The 24670-nt window shown below is 43.5% G+C and carries 29 protein-coding genes, 2 tRNA genes and 2 other annotated features; of the genes, 10 read left to right on the top strand and 21 right to left on the bottom strand.

The features are described 5' to 3' along the window. Window positions 1–51: 51 nt before the first annotated feature. On the bottom strand, window positions 52–1056 hold the full coding sequence (locus BMZ22_RS12455; protein ID WP_090086075.1) for a glycosyltransferase family 4 protein: 1005 nt from the start codon (window positions 1054–1056) through the stop codon (window positions 52–54). A 21-nt stretch (window positions 1057–1077) separates the two neighbouring features. Further along, complete coding sequence (locus BMZ22_RS12450) at window positions 1078–2292, bottom strand: glycosyltransferase (RefSeq protein WP_218144057.1); 1215 nt, start codon at window positions 2290–2292, stop codon at window positions 1078–1080. Between the two features lie 116 nt (window positions 2293–2408). Between BMZ22_RS12450 and BMZ22_RS12445 the strand changes: the two genes are divergently transcribed. From BMZ22_RS12445 to wecB, 3 genes are read left to right on the top strand one after another with little or no spacing between them, the layout of a single operon-like run. Beyond that, window positions 2409–3167, top strand: coding sequence for an SDR family NAD(P)-dependent oxidoreductase (locus BMZ22_RS12445; RefSeq protein ID WP_090086070.1), 759 nt, complete (start codon window positions 2409–2411; stop codon window positions 3165–3167). Window positions 3168–3189: 22 nt separating this feature from the next. Beyond that, complete coding sequence (locus tag BMZ22_RS12440) at window positions 3190–4167, top strand: dTDP-glucose 4,6-dehydratase (protein ID WP_218144056.1); 978 nt, start codon at window positions 3190–3192, stop codon at window positions 4165–4167. Then, the gene (gene wecB, locus BMZ22_RS12435) at window positions 4164–5249 is read left to right on the top strand and encodes a non-hydrolyzing UDP-N-acetylglucosamine 2-epimerase (protein WP_090086067.1); all 1086 of its coding nucleotides are present in this window, start codon (window positions 4164–4166) and stop codon (window positions 5247–5249) included. Before BMZ22_RS12440 ends, wecB begins: the two co-directional genes overlap by 4 nt. 40 nt (window positions 5250–5289) lie before the next feature. Here wecB and BMZ22_RS12430 read toward each other — a convergent pair whose 3' ends face one another. The 4 genes from BMZ22_RS12430 to BMZ22_RS12415 all read right to left on the bottom strand — a co-directional run bounded on the left by BMZ22_RS12430 (window position 5290) and on the right by BMZ22_RS12415 (window position 9280). Beyond that, on the bottom strand, window positions 5290–6312 hold the full coding sequence (locus BMZ22_RS12430; RefSeq protein ID WP_177183437.1) for a D-glucuronyl C5-epimerase family protein: 1023 nt from the start codon (window positions 6310–6312) through the stop codon (window positions 5290–5292). Between the two features lie 61 nt (window positions 6313–6373). Beyond that, window positions 6374–7594 (bottom strand): glycosyltransferase, encoded by a 1221-nt coding sequence (locus tag BMZ22_RS12425; RefSeq protein WP_090086063.1) that lies wholly within the window; start codon window positions 7592–7594, stop codon window positions 6374–6376. 54 nt (window positions 7595–7648) lie between these two features. Then, window positions 7649–8341, bottom strand: a complete 693-nt coding sequence (locus BMZ22_RS12420; RefSeq protein ID WP_245745395.1) for an N-acetyltransferase — start codon at window positions 8339–8341, stop codon at window positions 7649–7651. Window positions 8342–8356: 15 nt separating this feature from the next. Further along, complete coding sequence (locus BMZ22_RS12415) at window positions 8357–9280, bottom strand: glycosyltransferase (RefSeq protein ID WP_090086059.1); 924 nt, start codon at window positions 9278–9280, stop codon at window positions 8357–8359. A 488-nt stretch (window positions 9281–9768) separates the two neighbouring features. On the opposite strand from BMZ22_RS12415, the gene BMZ22_RS12410 reads away from it, so the two are divergent. Together BMZ22_RS12410 and BMZ22_RS17400 are read left to right on the top strand one after the other, a co-directional pair. Continuing rightward, window positions 9769–10707, top strand: a complete 939-nt coding sequence (locus BMZ22_RS12410) for a Gfo/Idh/MocA family protein (RefSeq protein ID WP_090086057.1) — start codon at window positions 9769–9771, stop codon at window positions 10705–10707. A gap of 8 nt (window positions 10708–10715) precedes the next feature. Continuing rightward, complete coding sequence (locus tag BMZ22_RS17400; RefSeq protein ID WP_281242089.1) at window positions 10716–10841, top strand: hypothetical protein; 126 nt, start codon at window positions 10716–10718, stop codon at window positions 10839–10841. Window positions 10842–10849: 8 nt separating this feature from the next. Here the strand turns inward: BMZ22_RS17400 and BMZ22_RS12405 are convergent, their stop codons facing one another. The 4 genes from BMZ22_RS12405 to BMZ22_RS12390 form a co-directional block, all read right to left on the bottom strand. Continuing rightward, window positions 10850–11065 (bottom strand): hypothetical protein, encoded by a 216-nt coding sequence (locus tag BMZ22_RS12405; protein ID WP_090086055.1) that lies wholly within the window; start codon window positions 11063–11065, stop codon window positions 10850–10852. Window positions 11066–11078: 13 nt separating this feature from the next. Continuing rightward, window positions 11079–11471, bottom strand: a complete 393-nt coding sequence (locus BMZ22_RS12400) for an LSm family protein (RefSeq protein WP_218144055.1) — start codon at window positions 11469–11471, stop codon at window positions 11079–11081. A 143-nt stretch (window positions 11472–11614) separates the two neighbouring features. Continuing rightward, entirely contained in the window at window positions 11615–12055 is a 441-nt protein-coding gene (locus BMZ22_RS12395; RefSeq protein ID WP_090086051.1) for a spore coat protein, read from the bottom strand. A gap of 22 nt (window positions 12056–12077) precedes the next feature. Beyond that, window positions 12078–12524 carry a spore coat protein gene (locus BMZ22_RS12390; RefSeq protein WP_245745393.1) on the bottom strand — a complete coding sequence of 149 codons (447 nt, stop codon included), beginning with the start codon at window positions 12522–12524 and terminating at the stop codon, window positions 12078–12080. Between BMZ22_RS12390 and BMZ22_RS17295 the strand changes: the two genes are divergently transcribed. Beyond that, window positions 12507–12770, top strand: a complete 264-nt coding sequence (locus BMZ22_RS17295; protein WP_245745391.1) for a hypothetical protein — start codon at window positions 12507–12509, stop codon at window positions 12768–12770. The genes BMZ22_RS12390 and BMZ22_RS17295 overlap by 18 nt on opposite strands. Before the next feature lie 143 nt (window positions 12771–12913). Here the strand turns inward: BMZ22_RS17295 and BMZ22_RS12385 are convergent, their stop codons facing one another. From BMZ22_RS12385 to BMZ22_RS12375, 3 genes are all read right to left on the bottom strand, one after another. Further along, window positions 12914–13132 (bottom strand): spore coat protein, encoded by a 219-nt coding sequence (locus BMZ22_RS12385; protein WP_090086049.1) that lies wholly within the window; start codon window positions 13130–13132, stop codon window positions 12914–12916. A 275-nt stretch (window positions 13133–13407) separates the two neighbouring features. Next, window positions 13408–13495: transfer RNA gene (locus tag BMZ22_RS12380), tRNA-Ser, on the bottom strand. Between the two features lie 11 nt (window positions 13496–13506). Then, window positions 13507–13582, bottom strand: a tRNA-Thr gene (locus BMZ22_RS12375). A 152-nt stretch (window positions 13583–13734) separates the two neighbouring features. Here BMZ22_RS12375 and BMZ22_RS12370 point away from each other — a divergent pair. Next, window positions 13735–13929, top strand: a complete 195-nt coding sequence (locus BMZ22_RS12370; protein WP_090086047.1) for an SHOCT domain-containing protein — start codon at window positions 13735–13737, stop codon at window positions 13927–13929. Window positions 13930–14009: 80 nt separating this feature from the next. Here BMZ22_RS12370 and trpA read toward each other — a convergent pair whose 3' ends face one another. From trpA to trpE, 7 genes are read right to left on the bottom strand one after another with little or no spacing between them, the layout of a single operon-like run. Next, window positions 14010–14813: a tryptophan synthase subunit alpha gene (gene trpA / locus BMZ22_RS12365; protein ID WP_090086045.1), complete on the bottom strand. Its 804-nt coding sequence runs from the start codon at window positions 14811–14813 to the stop codon at window positions 14010–14012. Beyond that, on the bottom strand, window positions 14806–16011 hold the full coding sequence (trpB, locus tag BMZ22_RS12360; RefSeq protein ID WP_090086043.1) for a tryptophan synthase subunit beta: 1206 nt from the start codon (window positions 16009–16011) through the stop codon (window positions 14806–14808). Before trpB ends, trpA begins: the two co-directional genes overlap by 8 nt. A 5-nt stretch (window positions 16012–16016) precedes the next feature. Next, window positions 16017–16622 carry a phosphoribosylanthranilate isomerase gene (locus tag BMZ22_RS16785; RefSeq protein WP_143069984.1) on the bottom strand — a complete coding sequence of 202 codons (606 nt, stop codon included), beginning with the start codon at window positions 16620–16622 and terminating at the stop codon, window positions 16017–16019. Continuing rightward, window positions 16612–17412, bottom strand: coding sequence for an indole-3-glycerol phosphate synthase TrpC (gene trpC / locus BMZ22_RS16780; protein WP_143069983.1), 801 nt, complete (start codon window positions 17410–17412; stop codon window positions 16612–16614). Before trpC ends, BMZ22_RS16785 begins: the two co-directional genes overlap by 11 nt. After that, complete coding sequence (gene trpD, locus BMZ22_RS12350; RefSeq protein ID WP_090086041.1) at window positions 17413–18438, bottom strand: anthranilate phosphoribosyltransferase; 1026 nt, start codon at window positions 18436–18438, stop codon at window positions 17413–17415. It lies immediately after the preceding gene. Then, window positions 18422–19021, bottom strand: coding sequence for an anthranilate synthase component II (locus tag BMZ22_RS12345; protein WP_090086039.1), 600 nt, complete (start codon window positions 19019–19021; stop codon window positions 18422–18424). The genes trpD and BMZ22_RS12345 overlap by 17 nt, the downstream gene beginning before the upstream one ends. Then, the gene (gene trpE, locus BMZ22_RS12340; RefSeq protein WP_090086037.1) at window positions 19005–20405 is read right to left on the bottom strand and encodes an anthranilate synthase component I; all 1401 of its coding nucleotides are present in this window, start codon (window positions 20403–20405) and stop codon (window positions 19005–19007) included. Before trpE ends, BMZ22_RS12345 begins: the two co-directional genes overlap by 17 nt. A 77-nt stretch (window positions 20406–20482) precedes the next feature. After that, window positions 20483–20729 (bottom strand) — a binding site (T-box leader). Between the two features lie 105 nt (window positions 20730–20834). Continuing rightward, window positions 20835–21081: a binding site (T-box leader), on the bottom strand. A 141-nt stretch (window positions 21082–21222) separates the two neighbouring features. Here trpE and ddlA point away from each other — a divergent pair. Then, on the top strand, window positions 21223–22329 hold the full coding sequence (gene ddlA / locus BMZ22_RS12335; RefSeq protein ID WP_090086035.1) for a D-alanine--D-alanine ligase: 1107 nt from the start codon (window positions 21223–21225) through the stop codon (window positions 22327–22329). A gap of 226 nt (window positions 22330–22555) precedes the next feature. Here the strand turns inward: ddlA and BMZ22_RS12330 are convergent, their stop codons facing one another. Further along, window positions 22556–23116: a nitroreductase family protein gene (locus tag BMZ22_RS12330; protein WP_090086033.1), complete on the bottom strand. Its 561-nt coding sequence runs from the start codon at window positions 23114–23116 to the stop codon at window positions 22556–22558. Between the two features lie 179 nt (window positions 23117–23295). Between BMZ22_RS12330 and BMZ22_RS12325 the strand changes: the two genes are divergently transcribed. After that, the gene (locus BMZ22_RS12325) at window positions 23296–23748 is read left to right on the top strand and encodes a nucleoside deaminase (protein ID WP_090086032.1); all 453 of its coding nucleotides are present in this window, start codon (window positions 23296–23298) and stop codon (window positions 23746–23748) included. A 27-nt stretch (window positions 23749–23775) separates the two neighbouring features. After that, a complete protein-coding gene (locus tag BMZ22_RS12320; protein WP_090086030.1) occupies window positions 23776–24639 on the top strand; it encodes a fructosamine kinase family protein in 864 nt (287 codons plus the stop codon). The last annotated feature ends 31 nt before the right edge of the window (window positions 24640–24670 follow it).

The raw sequence follows: 24670 nt of genomic DNA, 5'->3' as shown, positions 1-24670 counted from the left end.
ACTAATGAGATTCCAGAAAAAAGCAGTCCAATCCTTAGTTCGCTGGACTGCTTATAACGTCTTATAAATGTCAATATAGTGGTCCGCCACTATTGGAGCGTGGTGATTTTTTGCAATATATTGTCTCCCTTTCACACCTAGCTCTTTCCACTTTTGTGGGTTTTGCAGAAGGTTTTTTAAAACAGCGGTTATGGTATCAGGATTCGCATTGACGACAGGCAGTCCCGATGGGTACTTTGCTACAAGGTCGTGTCTTATATAACATATGACTGGCTTTCCGTATGCCATGGCTTCTGAACTGATATAACCATTGGCACCAATAAGCAATTGATCGATAACGATATCTGCCTTGGCTATAAGATTTTTGGCTTCCTCATTCGAAACGCCTTCAATTAATTGAAATTGGAATGATAAGCCTGAACGCTTCAATTCGTTCACTGCATCAATAATAAATTCCGTCCCTTTCATATGCCTCGATGACGGAGCGTGTACAATAAGGGGAGATGCATTTTTAGGGGATGGATAACGTGGTGTATACTGATTGGCATCAATGGTGTGTGGAATAACGTGGACATGTTTATAGGCAGTTTTAATATATGATTCCAATTCATAATCTTGAACAATCGCATGATCGATATAATTTGCCAGCATACTGTTATTTCGATTGATCTTTTCTTCAGTCCATTCGGGTTTTATCCGGACGTAAGGGTTATTTGTTTGGGCAATCGATTTAAGTCTGATTTCCGAACCGTGATGATGAACAACCATCTTTTTTCCGGCACGTTCCAGCATTTTCAGGTCGCTTTTGTCAGCAAAAAAAGTTTCACCGAAATGAAAATGAAAAATGTCATAATGAAGCATCGATTCTTTTAAAAATTGCTTCAGTTTTTTTGTTTGTTCCTGATTCGACAACGTATTCAGCTGCAGACAAATATCAGGCTTGAATTCAAACGGGTGTTTATTGAAATGGCATGATGTCGACTGAATGCCTTTTGACCGCAGTGCATTGGACAATTCAATCATAGGCGAGCCATAAGGCAAATGCAATACCCGCATCTTGACCATCCTTTCCTAGTCTTATGATAATTGGCGATAAACAGTGAACAATCGCTTCTCCATGTGTTCCCAGCTGTACATGGTCTCCATGATGTTGCGTGCAGACGAACCCATCTCCCGAATTTTGTTTCTGTCTGATGCCGCATGGATCAGCGTTCGCACATAATCCCCGGCGGTAGCTTGCTGTTTTTTAACAGTGTAGCCGCAATTATATGCTTTAATAAAATTTTCCATATCAGTGCATTGATTGACGATAACCGGCACACCGTTATTCAAATAACTGAAGAACTTGTTTGGCATCGCAAAGCGGTTATTCAAGGAATTGGCAGCATCTAAGTCGATCCATCCGATATCAACTTCTTTCATGGCTTCAGGAATTGCTTCATAGTTTACCCAGCCAGTATACGCAATTTTCTCTTTGACGTGTGGGACCAGTTGCTGAAGGTAATCTCTTTCGAAATGCTTGCCTCCTCCAATGATTTTGACTTTCAATGGAAAATGCTGCTGACACTTCTTCAAAATGTGAATGAGTTTCCGGAAATTGCCCCTTTTGCGATTCAGAGTCCCTTCATATCCAAGGACAATTTCTCGGGTGGCAGCCTTGGAGGGGTTATATTCAGCTGCTAAAGGGGGAGAATTATAAATTACGTCGATGGGCACATGAGGATGTATGGTGCGGTGCCATGTCTTAATGGATTCCGATACGGTTATCACATGATCCAGTTCGCTTAGCATAAGTTTCAGCATTTTCATTTTAATATTATGCGTATTGCGGGATTCATTAACCAAAGGATCGGGCTCTAATTCGTGGCTGTCATAAATCAATTTGCATTGCCTTCCGTTTGCCGTTAAAGCCCGTTTTATTCCAATTCCAGCATATAATGACATAAACTCGTGAGCATGATAAATATCAGCTTTTTGATCAATGCCAATCTTTGTCAGGGGATGATTGAAACGGGAATGACCCCCGGAACGAAGGTGATGGTACAGTGCTTTTATGTGTTTCTCCAGTTCCAACTGTTCATATGTCACAACATTGATGCCTTCATGGCTAAACGTCTGACTTAAAAATGTCTCCTTTAAAACACTTCCATCTACAGCAAACAGGTATCCTTTTCTTCTGGGTACAATCATTGTTACCGTATAACCTTGTTTCAGCAGGCTTTTTGCTTGTTTTTTGAAAATCCTCGCATCCAAAAATGAGTGTTCAGATACTAAGAAACAGACTCTTTTCACCATGATTCCCTCCTGAAGTTGGCTAAAGCACTACTGCTAACGTATTAACAATTTTCAAGATTTATTCATACAATTAGGAAAGTAAGGTAAAGCACTGATTACGGGGAGGGGAGAAGATGGAGTTGAATCTAAAAGGGAAGAAAGTGCTGGTAACCGGAGGAGCAAGGGGGATTGGGAAAGCAATTGCCCAGGCATTTCTTGCTGAAGGCGCACAGGTTGGCATTGCATCGAGGTCTTACACCGAGCTTTTGCAGACAAAAAAAGAAATGGGTATTCAAAAAATTTATCAAAAAGATCTGTTAAAACCCGAACATAGAGAACAGTTGGTTTTTGAATTTATCGATGATTTTAATACCATTGACATACTTGTTAACAATGCTGCGGCCAATCATGGCAACCAAGTTCTAAATACGCCGCCAAATGTGTTTGAAGACGCAATGGCATTAAACTTCATATCGGCAATCCATTTAAGTCAGTTAGCGGTCCAGAGCATGATAGAAAATGAAGAGGGAGTCATCATCAATATTTCGTCCATATACGGGAAAGAATCCGGTGGCTCGCCTTCCTATAATGCTTCCAAGGCTGCATTAATCAGTTTTACCAAAGCATTCAGTTCAGAGGTCATTAAAGATAATGTTCGGGTCGTCGGCATCGCCCCCGGTGCAGTTTATCATCCCAATAAGGAATGGGAACGGAGGCTTGAACATGACCCGGCTTATTTAAAAAAATATGCCAGGGATAAAATTCCGGCAGGACGGCTGGGAAAACCTGAAGAGATCGGTGATACGGCTGTGTTTTTAGCGTCTGATAAAGCGTCCTGGATAGTGGGGACGACGATTTCGGTTGATGGCGGACAGTCACGGTTGAATTTTTAACGAATTGAAAGGAATGAAAGAATTGGGACGACAGTCAATTGTAAATAGCAATGTATTGGTTGTAGGCGGAGCCGGCTTTATCGGAAGTCATTTGGCAGATCGGTTGGCAGATGAAGGGGCTAATCAGGTTGTCATTGTAGATAGCCTTTTTATAGGGAAAAAGGCCAATATTAAGAAGGCTTTAAACAATGGGGCAACGTTTTATGTAGATGATGCTGAGAATCAGGAAGCGCTGGGTTATATTATCGAAAGGCACGCGATTGATATCGTTTTCAACTGTGCTACAAAGCCATTGAACTATTCATTTATCAATCCTTCCAATACGTTTTTGACAAATGTGCAAGTCGTAAAAAATTTGCTGGAGTTTCAGCGGCAGAAAAAATTTCAGACATTATGCCATTTCTCCTCATCGGAGGCATATGGTTCCTCTCAGTACGAGCCCATGGATGAAGAGCACCCCCTTGACCCTGAAACACCTTATGCAGCCGGAAAAGCTGCGGCGGATTTAATGCTTCGGACCTATGTGAAAATGTTTGGCCTGGACGCCTTTATTGTCAGGCCATTCAATAATTATGGTCCGCGGCAGAATTTTGCAGGACCTATGGCTGGTGTTATCCCAATTACTATTAAAAAAATCCTGGAAAATTATTACCCTGAGATTCATGGAGACGGCAAGCAGACAAGAGATTATGTTTACGTTGAAGATACCGCTGATATGGCAATAAAAGTCTTCCCATTTATGTCTCGCGGTGACTCCGTTAATATCTCCACCGACCAAAAATTATCAATTAAGTATGTTGTGGAAACAATTGAAAGCGTTATGAACTATCAGGGGAAAACTTTAAGAAAGCCCCAGCGGACAGCAGATGTTCAAAGCCATAGGGCATCAGTCAATAAATTATACAAGATGATCGGCCAATATAATAAAACCCCTTTTAAAGACGGGGTCAGCAATACGGTCAATTGGGTAAGAGCTGCGAAAGAAGAGAAGGACTTATGAAAACATTAACGGTTGTTGGAGCCAGACCACAATTTATCAAGGCGTGCATGCTGTCAAAAATTTTGAAGTCATGTACTGAAGTGAAGGAAATCATTGTTCATACGGGGCAGCATTATGATACCAGTATGTCCGATATCTTTTTTAAACAGTTGAACATTCCTGAACCGGACTATTATTTGGGTATTGGGTCCGGGGCGCATGGGGAGCAAACAGGAAAAATGCTATCAGAACTGGAACACGTTATGACTTCCATTAACCCTGACATTGTCGTTGTATATGGCGATACGAATTCCACACTTGCTGGAAGTCTGGCAGCATCAAAGTTGCATATCCCGATTGCCCATATAGAGTCCGGATTGCGCAGTTTTAACCGGAAAATGCCTGAAGAGATTAATCGGGTGGTGACAGATCATCTCTCTGACTGGCTGTTCTGTCCTTCTCAGGTGGCAGCTGAAAACCTGAAACGGGAAGGGATTAATCAATCTGTATATGTTACCGGTGATATTATGTATGATGCCATTCGCCACTTTAAATCATATGCTGTGCAGCAATCCACCATTCTGCAAGATTTATCGTTATCCGAAAATAATTATTACCTGGCCACGATTCATCGGGCGGAAAACACAGATGACCCAAGGCGCCTCAAATCCATTCTTGAAGCATTCCACCAATTTGCGAAGACGACTGTCCTGCCATTGCATCCCAGAACGAAAAGCAAAATTAACGCATTCCAATTAAATGATTTAGTCGAGGGCTCTCATATTAAAGTGGTGGACCCATTAAACTATTTTGATATGTTGACCGCTGTTTCTAAAGCGAATATTGTTCTGACTGATTCCGGAGGGCTGCAGAAGGAAGCGTATATGCTTCAGGTTCCTTGTGTCACACTGAGGGATGAAACAGAATGGACAGAAACTGTTGAAACGGGCTGGAACCGGCTGGCAGGGGCGAATCAAGAGGCAATAGCGGATAAAGTTATGAAACTTCATAGACCCGAAGAATCGCCGCCAATTTTCGGGGACGGTCACGCCGCACACCAAATTGCAAAGACTTTGGCAAAGAACTGGCATGAAAAAAGCTGAGTCGGAGGTGAAGAACGACTTAGCTTTTTTCTGTTCTTATTCAAATTGTTTTTCCTTTTAAATACCCTTTCCACCTTTGGAGGGCTTCGTTCATTTTCAGGTCTTTTTCAATCGAATTTAGAGTAGCCAGCAAATGAATATGCCCAATATGATACCCCCAGGTGGCAACATTCGGGTAGCCGCCATCAGTTGTATAATGTGTCAGATCATATGCTGTCCGGTGTCCTAAATCGTAGAGCGGAAGCATTCTTTTCAAAGTGGCAATCCCTCTGTCATACAGCCATTTTACCTCGTTAATGTGTGTTGCTTTAAATAAGTCATATAATCCGATTAATGAAAACATGAACCCATTTAAAATATAACTTGGCGGATATGTCGGACATTCTTCATAGAATAGATACTTGTTTTCAAATTTAGTCAGCACACCATTCCCGGCAGACGGGTTTTTAAATAGTACCTTGGCTTTTAAAGCACATGAACTGTATTTGCTATTTTTCGTCAGAAAGGATGCCCTCGATAAAACCGACATAGCCATACCCAAACCAATTGCTGAATACCATGATGCCTTCAGTTTATTCAGTCTGCCTGGAAAGAAATCATGGTTGAATTGATAGGCCCAGCCGCCATGGGAATCCTGGTGATTTACAAACCAATCAGCTGCTTTCAGGAATTTATACTTATTCGATGTGTCATTCGTTTTTAAATATAGACTGTAATGCTGCAATCCATATTGAGCGATAGTGGAGGGGTTAAAGTAAGCACCGTGCGAATATTTGGTTTTGGGAATTCCTTCGCGAGTGAATGTTACATTCCAGTTTTCTACCTTATTTTTGTCATAGTGCAAGTAATTTCCCGTGCTGTCGTAATGACTGATATCGAATACGTTCGCATGTGTCTGCTTTAACTTTAATGTCTGTGTTTTTTCGTTCCATTGTTTTTCTAGATTTAATCCTTTTTCGATTAACGAAACTGGTATAAATAGCTCATTACCTATTTTTTTCCCTTCTAACTCAAACTCATCATGCAGGGTTACGTTAATATTACGAATCGGTTCAGATTTCAAAACGCTGCACCTTCCTTCCTGTATTGTAAAAAAAAGCAAATTGATTACATGGATTAAATGTTTATGTTGCGAAAAGTGATTGGTAGACAGCGAAAAGCCGATTCTCCATGTGTTCCCAGGAATAGAACCTTTCCATTGCATGGCGGGCATTTTGGCTCATTCGCTGTAATTTGTTCATATCCTGATGAAGCGAAAGAAAGGCATTAGCAAAATCTTGCGAGGTAGCATTTGTTTTGTCGATTACAAAGCCGCAATGGTGTCTATTGATAAATTCCTCCATTTCTTTACATTTATTAACCACCACCGGTACACCGTTGTTCAGATAACTGAAAAATTTATTCGGCAATGCATAATCTTGGTTAAGCGAGTGTTTGACGCTTTCTAAATCGACCATCCCTATATCAACATTATCCATTGTCTTTGGAAGGGCATGGTAGTCGATCCATCCAGTTAACATGATCTGATGCGGCAGATGCGTTGGTATCTTGGAATCGCCATACCGGCTTCCTCCAATAATTTTGAATTCAAACTCTAACTCTTTTGAACATAATTCAGAGATGCAGAGGATCTTCTCCATCTTGCCTTGGCTTGCGACAATATTACCTTCATAGCCCACTGTTAGCCCATTCGAGTTATACGTTTTCGGCTTATGATGCTGAGCTAGCGGGGGCGAATTATAGATAACGTCAACGGGCAAATCCGGTTTATGAGATAAATACCATGATTTAATTGAATCGGAGACCGTTATAACATGATCAACTTCATCAAGCATTGTCAGAAGCCTTTGTTTCAAAAGATCTCTTCGTTCCTTAGTATATCGTGGATCTAAAGGGTCTGGCGTCAACTCATGACTGTCGTATATTAATTTGACATCTTTCCCTTTCTTTTTCTTCATCTGCCGCTTAATGCCAACTCCGGCAAACAGCGAGAGATACTCGTGTGCATGGTATATATCAGCGTCTTCCTGAATGGCAAGCTGTGTGAGGGTGTTATTAAACCCATGTCTTTCCCAGACACTTTCATTGCTTAATACAGTACTTAATGCCTTCTGAGTGCTCTCGGAATGGTACGTAACTACTTTAATGCCTTCATAGGTAAAAACTTTATTTAGGAATTGTTTTCGAAACGGGGTGCCATCAATGTCAAACAATCTTCCGCTTTGTCTCGGGACAATCATGGTGATATGATAGCCTTTTTTCTGTAAGCTTTTTGCCTCTTTCTTAAAAATTCTTGCATCAGTAAACGGATGGTGAGCAACAATTATACAAACTTTTTTGGCCATTACAATCCACCTTTCGTGCTGGTATGTTTGCTTGTTGAGAATGAGGTGGGTAGGCTATTTATTACCATCAGAATTAAGCCTTTTAGCAGGGACCCCTGCAGCTGTTATATTATCTTCTATATCTTTCGTAACGGCAGCGCCGGCGCCGATTATACTGTTACGGCCCACTGTAATACCAGGAAGCAATGAAGCATTATTGCCGATTTTAGCACCACTTTTTATATACGGCCCGTTCAGGGTGAAGTTTTTAGCTCCCATATATTTATCATTCGACATGGATACACACGGGCCGATAAAGACATTGTCTTCCAATGTCGTATCTCCTGTTACATATGCCAGTGTTTGAATGGTGCAGGAGTCACCGATTGTACTGTTCAATTCAACGATTGCAGCTCTGCCGACCACAGATTTATCACCAATCGACACATTTTCTCTGATGCTCGCATGATCACCGATGAACACATTTTTACCAATGTCGGTCCCGGCATAGATGGATGCTATATTTCCTATTCTGGATCCGGATTGGATATTCAAGCTGCCATATTTGTCAGCTTTTTTTCGCATCCGTTCGTTGCCGGATGTTTTGATTCCCAAGACACAATTATTGCCAATGATGACATCATCACCTATCTGGGTTCCTTGCAGGATGGTTGTGTTATGACCGATTGTGACATTTTCCCCAATTACGACATTATTTTCTATAACAACGTGTTTTCCGAGCTGGGTATTTTCAGGTACGGAAGACAAGTGAATTCCTCCTTTTTACTGTTCAAGTATTTTTTCGATGCGTTTGATAAGCTGTTCTGTCCGTTGTTGAACAGTATGCCGTTCATGGATGAAGCGATAACCCTGATCGGCAATTTGCTGTCTTTCTGTTTCATGTGCTAAATAATATGCAGCCTTTTCTTTAAAATTGTGTTCGTTTATCGGAACAAAATGGAAATTAGGGATAAAACCTAAATCCTTCAGTTCCTTAAATGCAGGTGCTAAAAGGAGAGATCGGCAGGCTAAAACCTCAAAATACTTGATAACCGGGTAATTCAATACGGATGGACTGGTGAAGAAAATTCTGGATCGGTTGAGCTCTTTTGCATACGTTTTTCCGATAAAATGCTGGTTTTCTTCTTCTTTCGAAAAATGCCGGTATCCCGGGTGGCTGTGATAAATAAAATCTGCATCGCCCTGATAGGCGTTAATAATTGTTTGTCTTAGTGGATAATTATCGTTAACGGCTCCCATCATTAATAGATTGATATCCTTAGTCAAGCCATAGTCTTTATAGAGATTTGGATTGACAAAGTGAGGAAACCATTCCATTTTCATTTCATATTCCGGATAGGTCATTAAAAATTTATCCCGCACCACGGTAAACAAATGGTTTATGTCATTTTTTTCTATGAAGTTTTTCCGTAACTTTGTAAAGCGGTGGACATCATTGATAAATAAACCGGTAGGAATATTGATGTGGCCAAGACCTTTAATCATCGGATGTATTTTTCGGTCCAGATCATTCAACAACAGGATAAAATCAGGTCTTCGTGGAAGCTGTTTTAAAATATGACGGATATGCCCCGGCTTTCGCCACAGTGTTAAATGTATTCGTTTTGTTAGTTCTTTCTCCAAGTAAAAGAAGTTTTTATTCAAATGTCTGGAAGTATCTTCGGCAATCAATAGAATATGAACCAAGCTTTCACCTCCTCTCTCAGGCATTCCTACAGGCAGAGGCCAATTTTCTCCTAATTGGTCTGATAGTCTAGCTCGTTTTATAGCTGACGCATAAGATAAAGTGAAACTTCAATCAGTGAAATGGTTTTCTTCACTGATTGAGATGAACAAAGGCTAAGTTCGCCACGTCCTGTGGCAACGCCTTTCTGACCAACATCTTGTTGGCCCGAACAAATCAGGCATTTAGGGACAGTTGGCCGCCGTACTTGGGCGGTCTACTGTCCATTAGATGAGTGGAAAAGTAAAACTTCAATCAGTGAAATGGTTTTCTTCACTGAATGTGATGAACAAAGGCTAAGTTCGCCACGACCTGTGGCAATGCCTTTGTGACAACATCCTGTTGGCCCGAACCAATCAGGCGTTTAGGGCCAGGTGACTGCTGTACTAGGGCGGTTTATTCCCCGTTTAGGCGGGAAAAATTAGTAATTTAAAAAAAGAGGGGATTGTCTATGAAAGTCGGTGTGATTGGGACTGGCAATATGGGAGAAAATCACGTACGTACGTATTTGTCAATGAATGATGATTGCCAGCTTATAGGTATTTATGATGATGATGAACAGAAAAGACTTCAGGTTGCGCAAAAGTATAACGTTAAACCGTTTCAATCCGTCGATGGCCTTCTAAAATCAGTTGATGCTGTTAGCATTGCAGTACCGACTGACTTTCATTATAAAATTGGTTTGGAATGTGTTAGACACAACGTTCATATGCTGATGGAAAAACCACTGACTGCTACCATTACAGATGCTGATCATTTGATCAAAGAAGCATCTGAAGCAGGTGTTAAACTTCAAGCAGGACATATCGAGCTTTACAATCCGTTCATTCAGGTGCTGCTGAATTTGCTCAAAGGTGAGTCTATAGTCGGTGCAGCTTTCCATAGAATAAGCCCTGCAAACGTTAAGTTTAGCGATGTAGACGTTGTGAAAGATTTAATGATTCATGATATCTATATTTTAAATGAATTGTTTCTGGGTAATGCTCTGAAAGTCAGTGCTTTTGGGAAAGTCATCAAAAATACACCAAAACACGCAGCTGCGGTCATCAGAACGTCACAAGGGGTTACTGCACAACTTACTGCAAGTTTCATGTCAGGAAGAAAAGTCCGTACTATACAAATTCAGACAGAGCGAGCGTTTATTGAGGCAGATATACTAAACCATGAGATCAATGTAACACGAACATTCAGCGAAGAAACTGGAAATCATCCGATTCCTCTTTCACAAAAGATACAGGTCGGGCGTTCGGTACAGCCGTTATTCCTCCAGTTAATGGATTTTATTAATTGCGTTAAAGCCGGCACAGACCCATCTGTTTCAGGAGAAGATGGCAAGCGGGCACTTATAATTGCTAATCAAATAACAGATTCCATTGATACACCTCATTAGCAATTTGTATGCCAGGTAAAATTATTTTATTGCTAAAATTAAATGAAGCGACAGAAACATCCCCTTTGGAATTTCAGAGGGGATATTTTGCTGCAAAGAAAAAGCCCTGGCTGGATAAGCCAGGGCTTTTGTGAGCAATGATTTAAGCGGCTGCAGCTGGGAATCGGACGAAGTTGATGGCGTCTATTGACAAGTATAATGTGGTGTTTTCACCATAACCACTGTTAACCTCAACAACAAGTACTAAATCAGCTGTTACGGTGGAGAGGATGCCTTCTATCAAGTTGTTGTCGGTAGCCACTTCAACCCTTGAACCAATACGTGTGGCTAATTCAGCCGCAAACGTGTCCTGAAACATTTAAATTCCTCCTTTATAATTCACTGACCAATTCAATGTTTGCGAATGGAATAAGCGTTTGTGACCCATCGGCTTCAACCAATGCAACATAGTCATTCTGAACCGCAATGACTGTACCGGTTACTGGGCCAAAAGGGGTTGTTACCTCTACTTGTTCATTCTGTAATCTTAGAAATACATCCCTTAGCGTTTCAGGTGCTGAAGGTGACGGGTCAGTGGTATCTGTTTCATCATCTTTACCGAAATTTAAATTGAGTCCGCCATCGAAGTCAACGCCCGGTAAATCAACTGAAAAGTTGTGGTTTAAACCGTTATCCGTATTATCATTAACTAAGTTTTGGGATAATTGATTGGCCAGACGTAACAGGCCCCGTTGACGGTTTGTCAGATTAACCATTTTATTCATTCCTTTCGTTAACAATATTTTGTGCTCTTGTCCTATTTTGATGGAAAACCAAATTAGGACTTAAATTAAAGACCTCCGGGGAGGGGGGGGATATCTTCGCTTCTTGTGATTACTCCCCATCCCCAGGAATTATTTTAAGGCCATCACAGAATATCCAGGCTGGCAACAATCGCAGCGAGGATCTGGAATAACAATTGGATATTCACAGCTACATCTGTGTCCCGAGTAGTGATTTCAATATCCCTTGATTGTTCAACAATTGTTTTTTGACGGTTCCCTTGTCTTGTATTGACCATTTGTCTGATGCCTTGTGTTATGCTATCTGATTGTGAACCGTTTCCTATAGAAATGTTAATAACGGCCGCAATCGCTGCTTCAATCCCAAGTTGTAAGGAGACAGCAGCCTGCCTGTCGGTAGTTGTGACATCAATATTCTGGGAGTCCTTAATGATTATCCATTCATCAGAAATTTGCTGATTGGATACAACCTGATCCGCATCTTGCACGACGTTAGCATCATCTCGGTCACTTGATCCGTCACAATGGTCAAGTGCACGCCATTTAGATTTTGTCATATGGCCCATAATTTTCCACTCCTTTCATTTTTTATAAAACGTCAATCATTACCAGCAACAATAGCAATACTTGCAACAGGACCTGGATATTGACGGTCAGATCTGTGTCCCTGGTAGTTACATTAGCGTCTTTCGTGTTACAGATGAAGATTTTTTGTTTATTGACTTGATCGGAGTCAAAAGACTGTATAAGGTCCTGGGATATGGCTTCACTTCTTCCTGAATCCGCAATGGCGATATTCACTACAAGGGATATAGCGAGCTGTAAACTAGCCTGAAGTGAAAGCCCGATCTGGGTGTCTCTTGTATCAACGTTAATATCACAGGATTCCTTAACCCATATCAATTCTGCTGATTCTTGATCCATAAAGGAATATTGACTTGCATCCTGTGAAACAAGTGCATTAGAATCGACTTCCATCATTTCAAAGCGATTATGCTGGTTATGGTGGTGGTCATGATGCGTGTGTTTATCCATACAACTGTCGCACTGATTGGATTCAGAGGAACAGTCATGGGAGCCGCAACTTTGACAGCGGTGGCGATCACCATGTTTGCGGTCTTCTCTTTGATCTTGCTGCATATATTCATCTCTGCAACTGTCACATTGGTTGGAGCCGCAATCCTGACAGCATTGTTGATGACGGGATTTTCGTTTATCCCTAAGGTAAAAGTATTTGCTTTTGTTGCCAAAGGGGTTCGTGGCGCTGTGTCTCTTTGGTGACATATATTATTACACTCCTTTCTTTTGTTAATATTACTCTATGGATATTCCTACTAATCAGATTGTACACATTCATTAAATTATCGTTTTTTGCCAAAATTAAAGAAAACACCTATCAAATGGGTGTTTTCTTTAATAGACTCTTATTCATCTGTTTTCGTCGTATCTTTTTCGCCTTTGTTAAATTGATTCACCTGTTCTCTTAGATCTTCAACCATATCCTTCAGCATTTTTTTCTGGTCATTCGATAAATTATTTTTAATTTCTTCAGGGTTTACGTTGTTTTTCCGAAATATTTCATCGATCATGACTTTTGCAACCTTTTCAGGGATTGCGTTGGGATTGGATGACTTATCGTTCATCGTAATTTCACCTGCTTTCTTTAAGCTTTAGTGTATTCTATGGCTAATGACAACTTTTGATTGTATTGGTGTCTATTATTTTAGGGATCAGGAATTGACGATAGACTATTATCCTAGGGTAGGTATATGAGAGACAGATATCCATCACTCATTTAACAGGACGAGCGGAGGAGATTAAGACAATAAAAAGGCGCAGTTAGGCTGAACTGCGCCACGATATAGTAAATATTAAACTGCCGCCAGTTGAGCGACAGTTTTCACAATTATCTATTGAACGGAGGAGGTGGGATTCGAACCCACGCGGGCGTTAACCCCTAACGCATTTCGAGTGCGTCCCCTTCAGCCGTGCTTGGGTACTCCTCCATATAAATGAATGGTGCTGGTGAGAGGACTTGAACCTCCGACCCCTTCATTACGAGTGAAGTGCACTACCGATTGTGCTACACCAGCATGATGTATGCCACTTTTAAGTCCAATGAAAATAATAATACAAATTATGTTATTGTGCAATGGATTTGATTGGAAATCTTTATAAAAGATATGGGAAATCATCTATGCTTAAACTGGCACACACGGGGAACAGTAACAATGGAGGTGATCTCATGACCGTTGAAGGTTATATCAGGTTAGGTTTAGGTATTCTTGTTTTAGTAATGATTATCATTATTTTGTATCGTTTTAATGCGAACAAAAGCACAAAGAAACGGTCTTCACTTGAAATTATGAAAGAACGTTATGAGAAAGGTGAAATCACAAAGGAAGAATATGAAGAAGCCAGGAAAAAGCAAGGAAAATAAAATCCGCTGTCGCCGCCTTTCACATGGTGTTGCGGCAACAGCAGGATAATCATCATAGTCTGACTTCCGGCCATCGATTTTTAGAAAGTCGAAGTGGAAGCCGTGTTTTGATTTGTACTGTTTTGAATCAGTTGTTTAATGTCGTCTGTTTGCCTGTTATGAAACCAATCGACAATCCGGCTGCCGATGATAACTCCGCCACAGCTTTCGGATAGTTCACGAGCCTGTTCAGCCGATGAAATGCCAAAGCCTGCCAGAACAGGCGTGTCCGTTAGTCCCTGCAATTTTTGGAGGTAGGTTTTGACATCGTCACCGTGTGTCGTGCGTGCGCCGGTCGTCCCTTTGACTGAGACAGCATAGAGGAAACCCTCCGTCCGCCGGGCGATCTCAGACAGCCGTTCATCAGGACTCGTCATAGCAGCAAGTCGGATAACGGAAATCGACTGTTTCTCAAGAAAATCCGTGATCAAATGCTCTTCTTCCAACGGCAAATCGGGAATAATAACACCGCTGACGCCGGACTGCACGCAGGCTGCGGCAAATTTCTCCGGTCCGTATGTGAAAATCGGATTGATATAAGTCATCAAAATAACCGGGATTGCCCGCTTTTCTTTAAATGTTTCCAATGCTTCCAGGACGCCTTGCAGTGTCGTGCCGTTTTTTAAAGCGCGCTGTCCCGCATCCTGTATAGTCGGTCCGTCGGCAGTCGGGTCGGAAAATGGGATGCCAAGTTCGACGGCAGCTGCCCCGCATTCTTCAAGAAAGCTGAGACGCTCTTCAAGTATGTCAAGTCCCCCGTCACCGGCCATGATATAGGGGACAACGATATTTTTACCTGCTGAACGTTTGGCTTCCAGTGCTTTATCTAAAAATTGATTACGCATCAGCGTTCCCTCCCAAAACATCTTCGACCGATTCAACATCTTTGTCACCACGGCCTGATAAACAAATTACAAGCGACTCCGATGAATCCATGTTTTTAGCCAGTTGTGTGGCAAACGCAACGGCATGCGCGCTTTCCAAAGCGGGGATGATCCCTTCAGTTTGAGACAGCAGTTTAAAGGCTTCGATCGCTTCTGCATCTGTAACTGACATGTAGGTGACGCGTCCGCTGTCATGAAGGTGACTATGCTCAGGTCCTACTCCGGGATAATCAAGCCCTGCAGAAATCGAGTGGGCCTCTTCAATTTGGCCGTGAGCGTCCTGCAAGAGATGCGTCATCGTGCCATGCAGGAGACCGACACTTCCGGCTGAGAGGGTCGCGGCGTGCTTGTTCGATTCGATCCCGCTGCCGCCGGCTTCCACCCCATACAAATTGACCTCCGTGTCCTCGACAAATGGGTAAAACATGCCCATCGCGTTACTGCCACCGCCAACACACGCAATAACTGAATTCGGCAGCCGGCCTGCTGTGTCCAGGTGCTGGCGCTTTGTTTCCTCACCGATGACAGACTGGAAATCGCGGACTATTTTAGGAAATGGGTGCGGCCCGACAACCGAACCGATAATATAATGCGTGTCTTCCACATGGCTGACCCAGTATCTTAGTGCTTCGTTAACCGCATCTTTCAGTGTGCCGCTTCCCTGGGAAACACTTTCAACCTTTGCACCGAGCAGTTCCATCCGAAAAACATTTAATTTTTGCCTGCGAATGTCTTCAGCACCCATAAACACGACACACTCAAGGCCGAGCAGCGCACAAACGGTTGCCGTTGCGACACCGTGCTGCCCGGCACCTGTTTCGGCGACGACTTTCTTTTTGCCCATGCGCTTTGTCAAGAGTGCCTGGCCCACTGTATTATTAATCTTGTGCGCCCCTGTGTGATTCAGGTCTTCGCGCTTTAAATAAATGGACGCCCCGCCAAGGTCGCGGGAGAGGTTTTCGGCGTAAAAGAGCGGTGTCTCCCGACCGACATAGTCCTTTAAGTAATAATCGAGTTCTTCTCTGAAGGCGGGATCGTTCATTGCTTCTTCATACGCTTCTTCAAGTTCAAGCAATGCGGGCATCAATAATTCTGGGACAAACCGACCGCCGAATTGGCCGTAACGTCCTGCTGTATCCGGAAATTGATAGGTTGTCATGGTTATCATCCTTTCATTTTGGCGTTATGAATAAATTGGCTGATTTTTTCAAGGTCTTTTTCGCCGTTCGTTTCAACACCACTTGATACATCGACAGCTGCCGGTTTGGCAATTGAGATGGCTGATTGCACATTTTCGGGGGTCAGACCCCCTGCGAGAATTAGTTTTTCTGTGTTCAGACCGGCGTCGGTTAAGCGGGCCCAGTCAAATGTTGTGCCGTTACCGCCTCGGTTAGGCCCTTTAGGACTGTCGATTAAATAATAATCACACGGATAAGCCTGTATTTCGGCTATGTCATGTTTCCCCATCCGGAACGCTTTGATGACAGGGTAGGGGAGCGCTTCAGCGAATAGTGCTGGTTCGTCACCATGGAGCTGTATGATATCAAGTCCCGCTGTTTCAGCCGTCTGGATTATTGTCTCTTTTGTTTCATTGACAAACACGCCAACTTTTTTGACTGAAGAGGGGAGGCCGGCACTGATTTCAGCTGCTTTTTTCGGTGTTATTTGCCGCTTGCTTGGTGCAAAGACAAACCCGATAAAATCGGCACCGGCTTCTGCGGCTTCTTGGGCTGCTTCTCGCGTTGTCATGCCGCAGATTTTAACGTGCATTGGAGTGAACCCCTTTCTCCAGCGGGACTTGCAGCTCGCTGAACGTTTTCGGCAAGTCGTCAGCACGCATCAACGTTTCTCCGACAAGAATGGCGTTTGCACCGTTTTTGGCAGCAAAAGCGGCATCTTCCCGCGTTTTTATCCCGCTTTCACTGATCAGGATGGTTTGAGGGTTTGTAACCATTGATGCTAAAAGTCCCGTTGTGTTCAAATCAACTTCAAACGTTTTTAAGTTACGGTTATTGATGCCGATAACGTCAGCTCCCAAGTCGAGGGCTGTGATCATTTCATCATCATCATGCACTTCACAAAGAACATCGAGCCCCTGTTCTTTTGCATAGGCGTAAAGTTCGCGCAATCTGGCTGAAGACAGGGCAGCCACGATTAATAAAATGATCGATGCGCCCGCCGCTTTGGCATGGTCAATCTGTATCTCATCTATGAAAAAATCCTTGCATAGAAGCGGGATATCGACTGCTTCTCTTACTGCACGGAGATCTTCCATCGATCCTTTAAAAAATGTTTGGTCAGTCAGAACGGAAATCGCGCCGGCGCCATTCGATGCATAGACCTTTGCCTGCGTTACCGGGTCGACGCTAAGGTCAATGGACCCTTTGGAAGGGGATGCCCGTTTAATTTCAGCAATAATGTTCATGTGTTCTGTATGGTAAAACGTCCTGGCAATTGACGGTATCTGACCGGCTGCCGGGGGGGCTTCAGGAATTGGCTCGTTCTTTAGCTGTTCGACTTCTACTTTCTTTTGCTCAACAATTTTGTCCAATATCGTCATTTATATCGCCTCACTTTTCATTTTGCCGCTGTAATCAACCAGTCGCTGCAGTTTTTCCTTGGCCGCGCCGCTTTGGATACTTTCTTCAGCCAGCCTAACGCCATCGTTTATCGACTTCGCAGTGCCATTGGCAAACAGACCAAGACCGGCATTGAGCAGGACGGTGTCGTAATGGGCTCCTCTGTTGCCGTTTAAGACATCGAGGAGAATTGCCGCGTTATCTTTGGCATTGCCGCCGCGAATTTCTTCATTGGCATACACCGGCAAGTTCACTTCGGAAGGATGGAGCGTGAATGATGTCACGTTACCTTCTTCCATGAGCGAAATATGGTTTTCGCCGGCAAGAGAGGCTTCATCCATATAACCGGCACCGTTGATGACAAGCGCGCGTTTTCGGCCAAGCTGATGGAGCGTTTCAGCCAGCACCGGCAGCATGTCGCGCCGATAAGCCCCCAAAAGCTGTGAATCCAGATTGACCGGGTTTGTTAAAGGCCCGATCAAATTAAAAATTGTCGGGATACCCAGGTTTTTCCGGACAGTCATAAATCGTTTCATACCTGGGTGAACATGTGGCGCATAAAGGAAAGCGATATTGTTTTCCTGGATCATCTCGTGTACATGCGCTTTTGAAAACGATAAAGATATGCCCAGATGCTCCAGTACATCGGCACTTCCGGTTTTGCTTGAAATGCTGCGGTTGCCGTGTTTGGCAACTTTTACACCCGCACCGGCAAGCACGAAAGCGGCTGTTGTGCTGATGTTAAAACTGTTGGAGCCATCACCGCCGGTCCCGCAATTATCCATAACATTTGCTAATTCATCTGTCGTCTGGCTTGACTGTGTTCTGATGACATCAGCCAGCCCGGCGATTTCTTCAGGTGTTTCACCTTTGCTGCGTAAACCGGCTAAAAATGCTGCCAGCTCACTTTCGGTCACATGCTCGTTAAAGGAAGTTTCCGCAGCATCCTTCATTTCCTCCAGCGTCAAACTTTCCCGGTTCAACAGTTTTTCAAGATAATTTTTCATGATATGACCCCTCTCCAATTGTTTGTAAGAAATTTTGAATCATTTCTTTTCCGCTTGCTGTGCCGATTGATTCTGGATGAAATTGAATGCCGTAAACGGGATAATGGCGATGTTTTAGCGCCATTATTTCATTGTCATCCAGCGATTCGGCTGTCACTTTCAGATCATTCGAAAGAGATGCACGCTCTACTGACAGTGAATGATAACGCATCACTTCAAGCGGCTGAGGCAGGCGGCTGAATAATTCCTCGCCATTGTGGGTAATCAGCGACGTTTTGCCATGCTTAATACTGTACGCTTGTTTGATTGACCCGCCCATTGTTTGTGCAATCACCTGCTGTCCCAGACAAATTCCCAGAATTGGGATGCTCTGGTAAAGAGAGGCGACAATGTCAGAACAGATACCCGCATCATCCGGTGTTCCGGGACCGGGCGACAAGATGATGGCTTCCGGATTGAGTAAAGCAACCTTATCGATAGTAATCCGGTCGTTGCGATACACCTGGACATCTAATCCACTGCTTGATAAGTAATGATAAACGTTATACGTGAATGAATCGTAATTATCAATGAGTAAAATCAAGATTTGCCACCTCCATTAGTGATTTTGCTTTGTGCAAGGTTTCGTTGTATTCGGCCTCCGGGTCAGAATCATGGACCACTCCGGCGCCGGTTTGCAAGTAGGCATGGTTTTCTTTGACAACCAGCGACCGAATTGTCAGCGCGATATTTAAGTCATGGTTGAAATTGATGTAACCAACACCTCCGCCGTATGCTCCACGTTTTTTATTTTCCAATTGGTTGATGATTTGCATGGCACGAATTTTGGGTGCGCCTGATACGGTTCCGGCAGGCAAGCAGGCAATCAGTGCATCGATACTCGTGAATTGATCATTTAATATCCCGTGCACTTCAGAGACCATGTGCATCACGTGCTGATAGGATTCCACGTTCATATAGGCAGGGACAGAAACACTGTTGGTTTCACAAACACGGCTTAAATCGTTACGGCTTAAGTCCACCAGCATCCGATGTTCCGCTATTTCTTTTTCGTCGGCTAAAAGCTCCTTCGCCATAGTGTTGTCCGCTTCTTTTGTTTCACCGCGCGGGCGTGTGCCGGCAATCGGATTGGAGATAATATGACGCCCGCTCGTTTCAACCAAACTTTCCGGTGATGCGCCGAGAACGACATACTCATTAAAGTCGATATAAAACATGTAAGGTGATGGATTGACCTTTCGCAGCTTCCGGTAAAAACTGAACGGGTCTCCCGACATATCGGCTTTCATCCGTTGCGAGAGCACCACCTGATAAATGTCGCCGCGTTTGATATGGTCTTTAGCAATTTCCACATTGCGCATAAAATCCTGTTTATCCATTTCAGGGTGGAAAACGGCATCCTCCCCCGATGATACATCCGCTGTCGGAAATGGAATCAATGCTTTTTTTAACGATGCGAGTCGTTCATCCAGTACATGCTCAGGCTGCTGATTCAGGTTTGTTGCAACTAGAAATGCGGATTCGTCGCTATGGTCATAAACGATAATATTTTGATACAGCATCAGATGAATCTCCGGCATGTTAATGTCGTCATGCAATGTTTCGCCAATATCTTCATAGCTTCGTATAGCGTCATAGCCGATATAACCAACCGCACCGCCGAAAAAGGGGAAAGGCAGTGTTTCATCGATTGTGGGAAATTCTTTTTGAAATACATTCAATACGGATTCCGTCCGACTTTCAGATGATTCATTTTCATGATCCAGAATCGTTGTAAGGCTGCCACTGCCTTTAAATTCCTGATAAGGATCAGCACCAATAAAGGAGTATTTACCTTTTTCCTCATGCTGGATTGAGCTTTCCAGCAGGAATTTTTTTTTGCCGTAAAGATTTTCGTATATCCCAATCGGTGTGAGCGTGTCAGCGTTCAGTTTGATGTACTTATAGGGGAGCGGGTGCTGTTGCATTATTAAAACTCCTTTCTTCAAATCAATCGATAAAGTGAGGATAAAAAAACCTCTGCAAACACACATGAAATGTGAATGCAGAGGACGATTGTGACCGCGGTGCCACCTCTTTTGGAGACTTGAAATCTCCATCCTTATTCAGATACGGGAAAATTAAGAGTTCCGATATCCTATCCGTATAACGGCGGAGCCCGTGTTTCCGTACTATCATTCAGGAAACCTCTTGCAAGTCCATTCAGCAATCATCCACGTACCGGTATCTCACCGCCACCGGCTCTCTTTAACGCTTCAACAAAGCCTACTCCTCTTGCGCAACGATTTTTTAATGTATGCTGTTTTGAATGATGGCAGTTTTGCACCGATTATACGACGGTGCAAAACGCCAAATCGTGCGGGAAGCCCGCCAAAATACAAAAAGAGCCCCCATCCGAAAAGGACGAGGACCCCGTGGTGCCACCTTTATTAGCTGCAATCAGCTCACTCTGACGATATCAAGCATCGTTTGCTCAATATGTGTCTCGTGTAACGATGAGACGTGATCGCCAGAGCCTACTGCAAAATTGTTTCGGTCCGGAAGCTCGGAAGTCCATTCATTTGCCCCGCACACCGATTCGCACCAACCATCGGCTCTCTTAAGTGAAAAAGACAAATTACTACTCTTCGTCATTGCTTGATTCGAATTTAATTATTGTTTTATATACTAGTGGTGTTTTCTTAAATTGTCAAGCGGTTTTTGAAAATATTTTAAAATTGCTGTTAGGAACAGGCTATAGTGTGCTATTTTAGATATATACATTTTGTAAGGGAGTTCTGGAACATGCCGAAGAAAAAAGTGGGAATCGTTTTTGGGGGTAAATCTGCTGAGCATGAGGTGTCATTGCAATCAGCTAAAAATATCGTTGATGCCATTGATAAAGATAAATATGACGTTGTGTTAATCGGAATTGATAAACAAGGGAAGTGGCATATCAATAATGAATCCTCCTACCTGATTAACGCGGAAAATCCAAAGTTGATTCAATTAAACAAATCAAACGAATCTGTGGCTATTGTGCCGGGCAAAACGGATCACCAGCTTGTTAAAGCGGATGATGCCGGCATGCTCGACCAGCTCGATGCCGTCTTTCCGATTGTTCATGGCACATTGGGAGAAGATGGGAGTCTGCAGGGAATGATGCGAATCGCAAATCTTCCTTTTGTAGGAACCGGCGTTCTCGGTTCCGCGGTTTGTATGGATAAGGATATAGCCAAACGCCTTCTGAAGGCTGCCGGTATTAATGTTGCCAATGGTGTGGCGTATTCCCGTGCCAAGCGTAATCAAATTGATTTTGCTGCGGTAAAAAAACAGGTAGGCATACCGATGTTTATCAAACCGGCCAATCAGGGGTCTTCTGTTGGGGTGAGCAAAGTTTCAACGGAAAAAGAATTTGCAGAAGCGATTGACCAGGCATTCCAGTATGACCAAAAAATCGTAATTGAAGAAACCTTAAAAGGCCGCGAAATCGAATGTGCCGTTCTGGGTAATGAAGATCCGAAATCATCAGTACCAGGTGAGATTTTGCCGCAAACTGAATTTTACTCGTACGAATCCAAGTATATTGATGAGTCCGGAGCACGACTTGAGATGCCTGCGAAATTGTCTGAGACTGAAGTTGAAAGGCTGCAAAAAACAGCTGTGGAAGCATTTGAAACGCTTGAATGTGAAGGGCTTGCCCGTGTCGATTTCTTCCTCACTGAGGACGGTGAAGTTTACGTGAATGAAGTCAATACACTTCCTGGTTTCACGCGCATCAGCATGTATCCGAAACTTTGGGAGCTGAGCGGTGTGTCTTACCCGAAATTGATTGATCGTTTAATTGAACTCGCAATCGAACGTCACGAGAAAAACGGCACATTGAAAAGTGCTGTCTGGGAAGAAGAATAGGAGCCGACAAGCACGGAAATCAACAGAAGAAATACGAGAATCGCCAGAAGAACAGCGGAATCAACAGAAGAAGCTTGGGAATCGCCGGAAGAGTAACAGAATCAACAGAAGAACCGTGGAATCAACAGAAGATGTGCAGGAATCGGCAGAAGAGCGACAGAATCAACAGAAGAGCCGAGTTCTCGCATAGAAAGAGGCCACTCATAATGAGGCGGCCTCTTTCTGTTTATCCTTTAAATGTAGTAAATTTCTCTGCAGCGGATACACGCTCTTTTTTGGCGGGTTTTTCATCAAAGTAGCCAAGGTGAAGAAAGCCGACGATTTTTTCATTCTCCCCGACGTCAAGGATTGTTTTAACATTTGCGTCATAAATATGGGAATTTGTCTTCCACACAACACCGAGCTTTTGCTCCCATGCCAGCAGCCAAAAGTTTTGAATCATACTGGCTGTTGCACCGAAGTTTTCATCCCATTGTTTTTTACTTTCCGGCTCCTCCATCACGACGATAAGAAAAGCAGACGGCTCCCTGAGGTATTCCAGACGGTTTTGTTGTCGTTCTTCCGGATAAGTGGCAGCCACTTTCTGAGCGAATGTCTCTTTCTGATCAGGCCCTATAAAAATAAATCGCCAAGGCTGTCGCACGCCGTGAGTAGGGGCCCACACAGCGTCTTCCAAAAGCTCCTTCACCGTTTCCTCAGCTACCGGTTTATCATTATAATGTTTTTTTACCGCACGACGGTCCCGGATGATTTGTTGCAGAGCGGTCTGTTGTTTTGTCGACTCCATACGTTGTCCTCCCTTTGCTCAAATACGTATTATATTCATTCGTGATTGAAAATGATTATCAATTATGATTGTAGCGCATACCCAATAAAAAAGCAAAATGAGTCAAGTCAGGAAGCGCAAGATACTGGACAGTTTTGTTATACTTTGGACAAAAGCGTTTGAAAGGGGAGAACGACTCGATGGACAAATTTATGAATCGGGCAGTCGAACTGGCAGCCGAGAATGTTCGTAATGGCGGTGAACCATTCGGTGCAGTACTTGTGAAAAATAATAAACAAGTAGCTGAGGGGGTCAATGAACTGCATAAACGGTTTGATATTACAGCGCATGCAGAGATCCAGGCAATGCGCAAAGCACAGAAAATGATGCATACACACGAATTGAAAAATTATACCATGTATGCAAGCGGCGAGCCATGCCCGATGTGTCTTACCGCCATGTATTTTGCGGGTATTGATACCGTTTATTATGCTTCGTCAGCTGAAGACGCTGCTGGTGCCGGTCTTGGCAAGGGGAAAGATATTTATGAAGAATTGCAGAAAACAAAGCGTGATCGTGCGATGAGAATGGTACACATGCCATTGGAAGACGGACAGGAAGATCCAATGGCGTTATGGAAAACGCGTACTTAATCCGGTAGTTGTGAAAGGAGGATCCCGATGAATGAACGCATTGAACAAGCGCTTTATCAGGCGGGTGACGGTGAAGAAATAAAACAGGTGAAGCAGGTGGCGGGCGGTTCAATCAACGAAAGCTATTTTGTTCAAACCGGCATGCAAACATATTTTATTAAATATCATGCGAATGCTCCGGAGCGTTTCTTTGAACTGGAGGCAAAAGGGTTGAACATGAGCAGCGAGACAAATTCGATTGCGGTGCCGGAAGTATTCACGTATTCAGATGAACGTCATAATGCTTTTCTTGTAATGGAATGGGTGGAAGGCAGCCCATCAGCGGATACAGACCGGAAGCTTGGTGATCATATCGCGGCCATGCACCAGACGATTGGTAATCATCATGGATTCGATGACGACACATTTATTGGAGCACTTCCGCAAAAAAATGGGCTATTCTCCAGCTGGCTTGAGTATTATCGGGATCGCCGGCTTAAAGCTCAGCTGCAAATGGGCATCGAACGTGGCACTATGACAGGGAGGCGGCGTGAACGGATGGAAAAGCTGCTTGAAAATCTGGATAAATGGGTTCCTGATAAAGTGGAGCCCTCATATCTGCATGGCGACCTGTGGGGCGGCAACTGGCTAAGCGGTCCCAGCGGTGAACCATATGTCATTGATCCGTCGTTCCTATATGGCGACCGGCATTTTGAGCTGGCCTTTACCGAGGTCTTTGGCGGCTATTCCAGTGAGTTTTACCAGGCCTATCAAGATCGCTTTCCCCTCGCACCATATTATGAAGATGTTAAACCGCTCTATCAGCTTTATTATTTGCTTGTCCATTTGAATATGTTCGGTGAGGCATACGGGCGTTCGGTAGATACTATATTGAAACGGTATGCAGGGTGATGTGTTTGTCACCATTTTGTCAAAAAGCCAG

Source organism: Lentibacillus persicus, assembly GCF_900112705.1.
GTDB lineage: Bacteria > Bacillota > Bacilli > Bacillales > Amphibacillaceae > Lentibacillus > Lentibacillus persicus.
The sequence above is the reverse complement of the archived record's forward strand: the minus strand, read 5'-3'. Positions and strand labels throughout refer to the sequence as shown.

Bases quoted from the DNA above. Each gene is read 5' to 3' on its own strand.
- trpA (WP_090086045.1), bottom strand. From the start codon at position 14,813: ATGCGTAATCAATTTTTAGATAAAGCACTGGAAGCCAAACGTTCAGCA.
- BMZ22_RS17295 (WP_245745391.1), top strand. From the start codon at position 12,507: ATGCGTGTGTTTATCCATACAACTGTCGCACTGATTGGATTCAGAGGA.
- BMZ22_RS12445 (WP_090086070.1), top strand. From the start codon at position 2,409: ATGGAGTTGAATCTAAAAGGGAAGAAAGTGCTGGTAACCGGAGGAGCA.
- BMZ22_RS12325 (WP_090086032.1), top strand. From the start codon at position 23,296: ATGGACAAATTTATGAATCGGGCAGTCGAACTGGCAGCCGAGAATGTT.
- BMZ22_RS12425 (WP_090086063.1), bottom strand. From the start codon at position 7,594: ATGGCCAAAAAAGTTTGTATAATTGTTGCTCACCATCCGTTTACTGAT.
- BMZ22_RS12330 (WP_090086033.1), bottom strand. From the start codon at position 23,116: ATGGAGTCGACAAAACAACAGACCGCTCTGCAACAAATCATCCGGGAC.
- trpB (WP_090086043.1), bottom strand. From the start codon at position 16,011: ATGACAACCTATCAATTTCCGGATACAGCAGGACGTTACGGCCAATTC.
- BMZ22_RS12455 (WP_090086075.1), bottom strand. From the start codon at position 1,056: ATGCGGGTATTGCATTTGCCTTATGGCTCGCCTATGATTGAATTGTCC.
- BMZ22_RS17400 (WP_281242089.1), top strand. From the start codon at position 10,716: ATGCCAGGTAAAATTATTTTATTGCTAAAATTAAATGAAGCGACAGAA.
- wecB (WP_090086067.1), top strand. From the start codon at position 4,164: ATGAAAACATTAACGGTTGTTGGAGCCAGACCACAATTTATCAAGGCG.
- BMZ22_RS12370 (WP_090086047.1), top strand. From the start codon at position 13,735: ATGACCGTTGAAGGTTATATCAGGTTAGGTTTAGGTATTCTTGTTTTA.
- BMZ22_RS12405 (WP_090086055.1), bottom strand. From the start codon at position 11,065: ATGTTTCAGGACACGTTTGCGGCTGAATTAGCCACACGTATTGGTTCA.
- BMZ22_RS12390 (WP_245745393.1), bottom strand. From the start codon at position 12,524: ATGGATAAACACACGCATCATGACCACCACCATAACCAGCATAATCGC.
- trpE (WP_090086037.1), bottom strand. From the start codon at position 20,405: ATGCAACAGCACCCGCTCCCCTATAAGTACATCAAACTGAACGCTGAC.
- BMZ22_RS12320 (WP_090086030.1), top strand. From the start codon at position 23,776: ATGAATGAACGCATTGAACAAGCGCTTTATCAGGCGGGTGACGGTGAA.
- trpC (WP_143069983.1), bottom strand. From the start codon at position 17,412: ATGACGATATTGGACAAAATTGTTGAGCAAAAGAAAGTAGAAGTCGAA.
- BMZ22_RS16785 (WP_143069984.1), bottom strand. From the start codon at position 16,622: ATGCACGTTAAAATCTGCGGCATGACAACGCGAGAAGCAGCCCAAGAA.
- BMZ22_RS12395 (WP_090086051.1), bottom strand. From the start codon at position 12,055: ATGGGCCATATGACAAAATCTAAATGGCGTGCACTTGACCATTGTGAC.
- trpD (WP_090086041.1), bottom strand. From the start codon at position 18,438: ATGAAAAATTATCTTGAAAAACTGTTGAACCGGGAAAGTTTGACGCTG.
- BMZ22_RS12410 (WP_090086057.1), top strand. From the start codon at position 9,769: ATGAAAGTCGGTGTGATTGGGACTGGCAATATGGGAGAAAATCACGTA.
- BMZ22_RS12400 (WP_218144055.1), bottom strand. From the start codon at position 11,471: ATGAATAAAATGGTTAATCTGACAAACCGTCAACGGGGCCTGTTACGT.
- BMZ22_RS12385 (WP_090086049.1), bottom strand. From the start codon at position 13,132: ATGAACGATAAGTCATCCAATCCCAACGCAATCCCTGAAAAGGTTGCA.
- ddlA (WP_090086035.1), top strand. From the start codon at position 21,223: ATGCCGAAGAAAAAAGTGGGAATCGTTTTTGGGGGTAAATCTGCTGAG.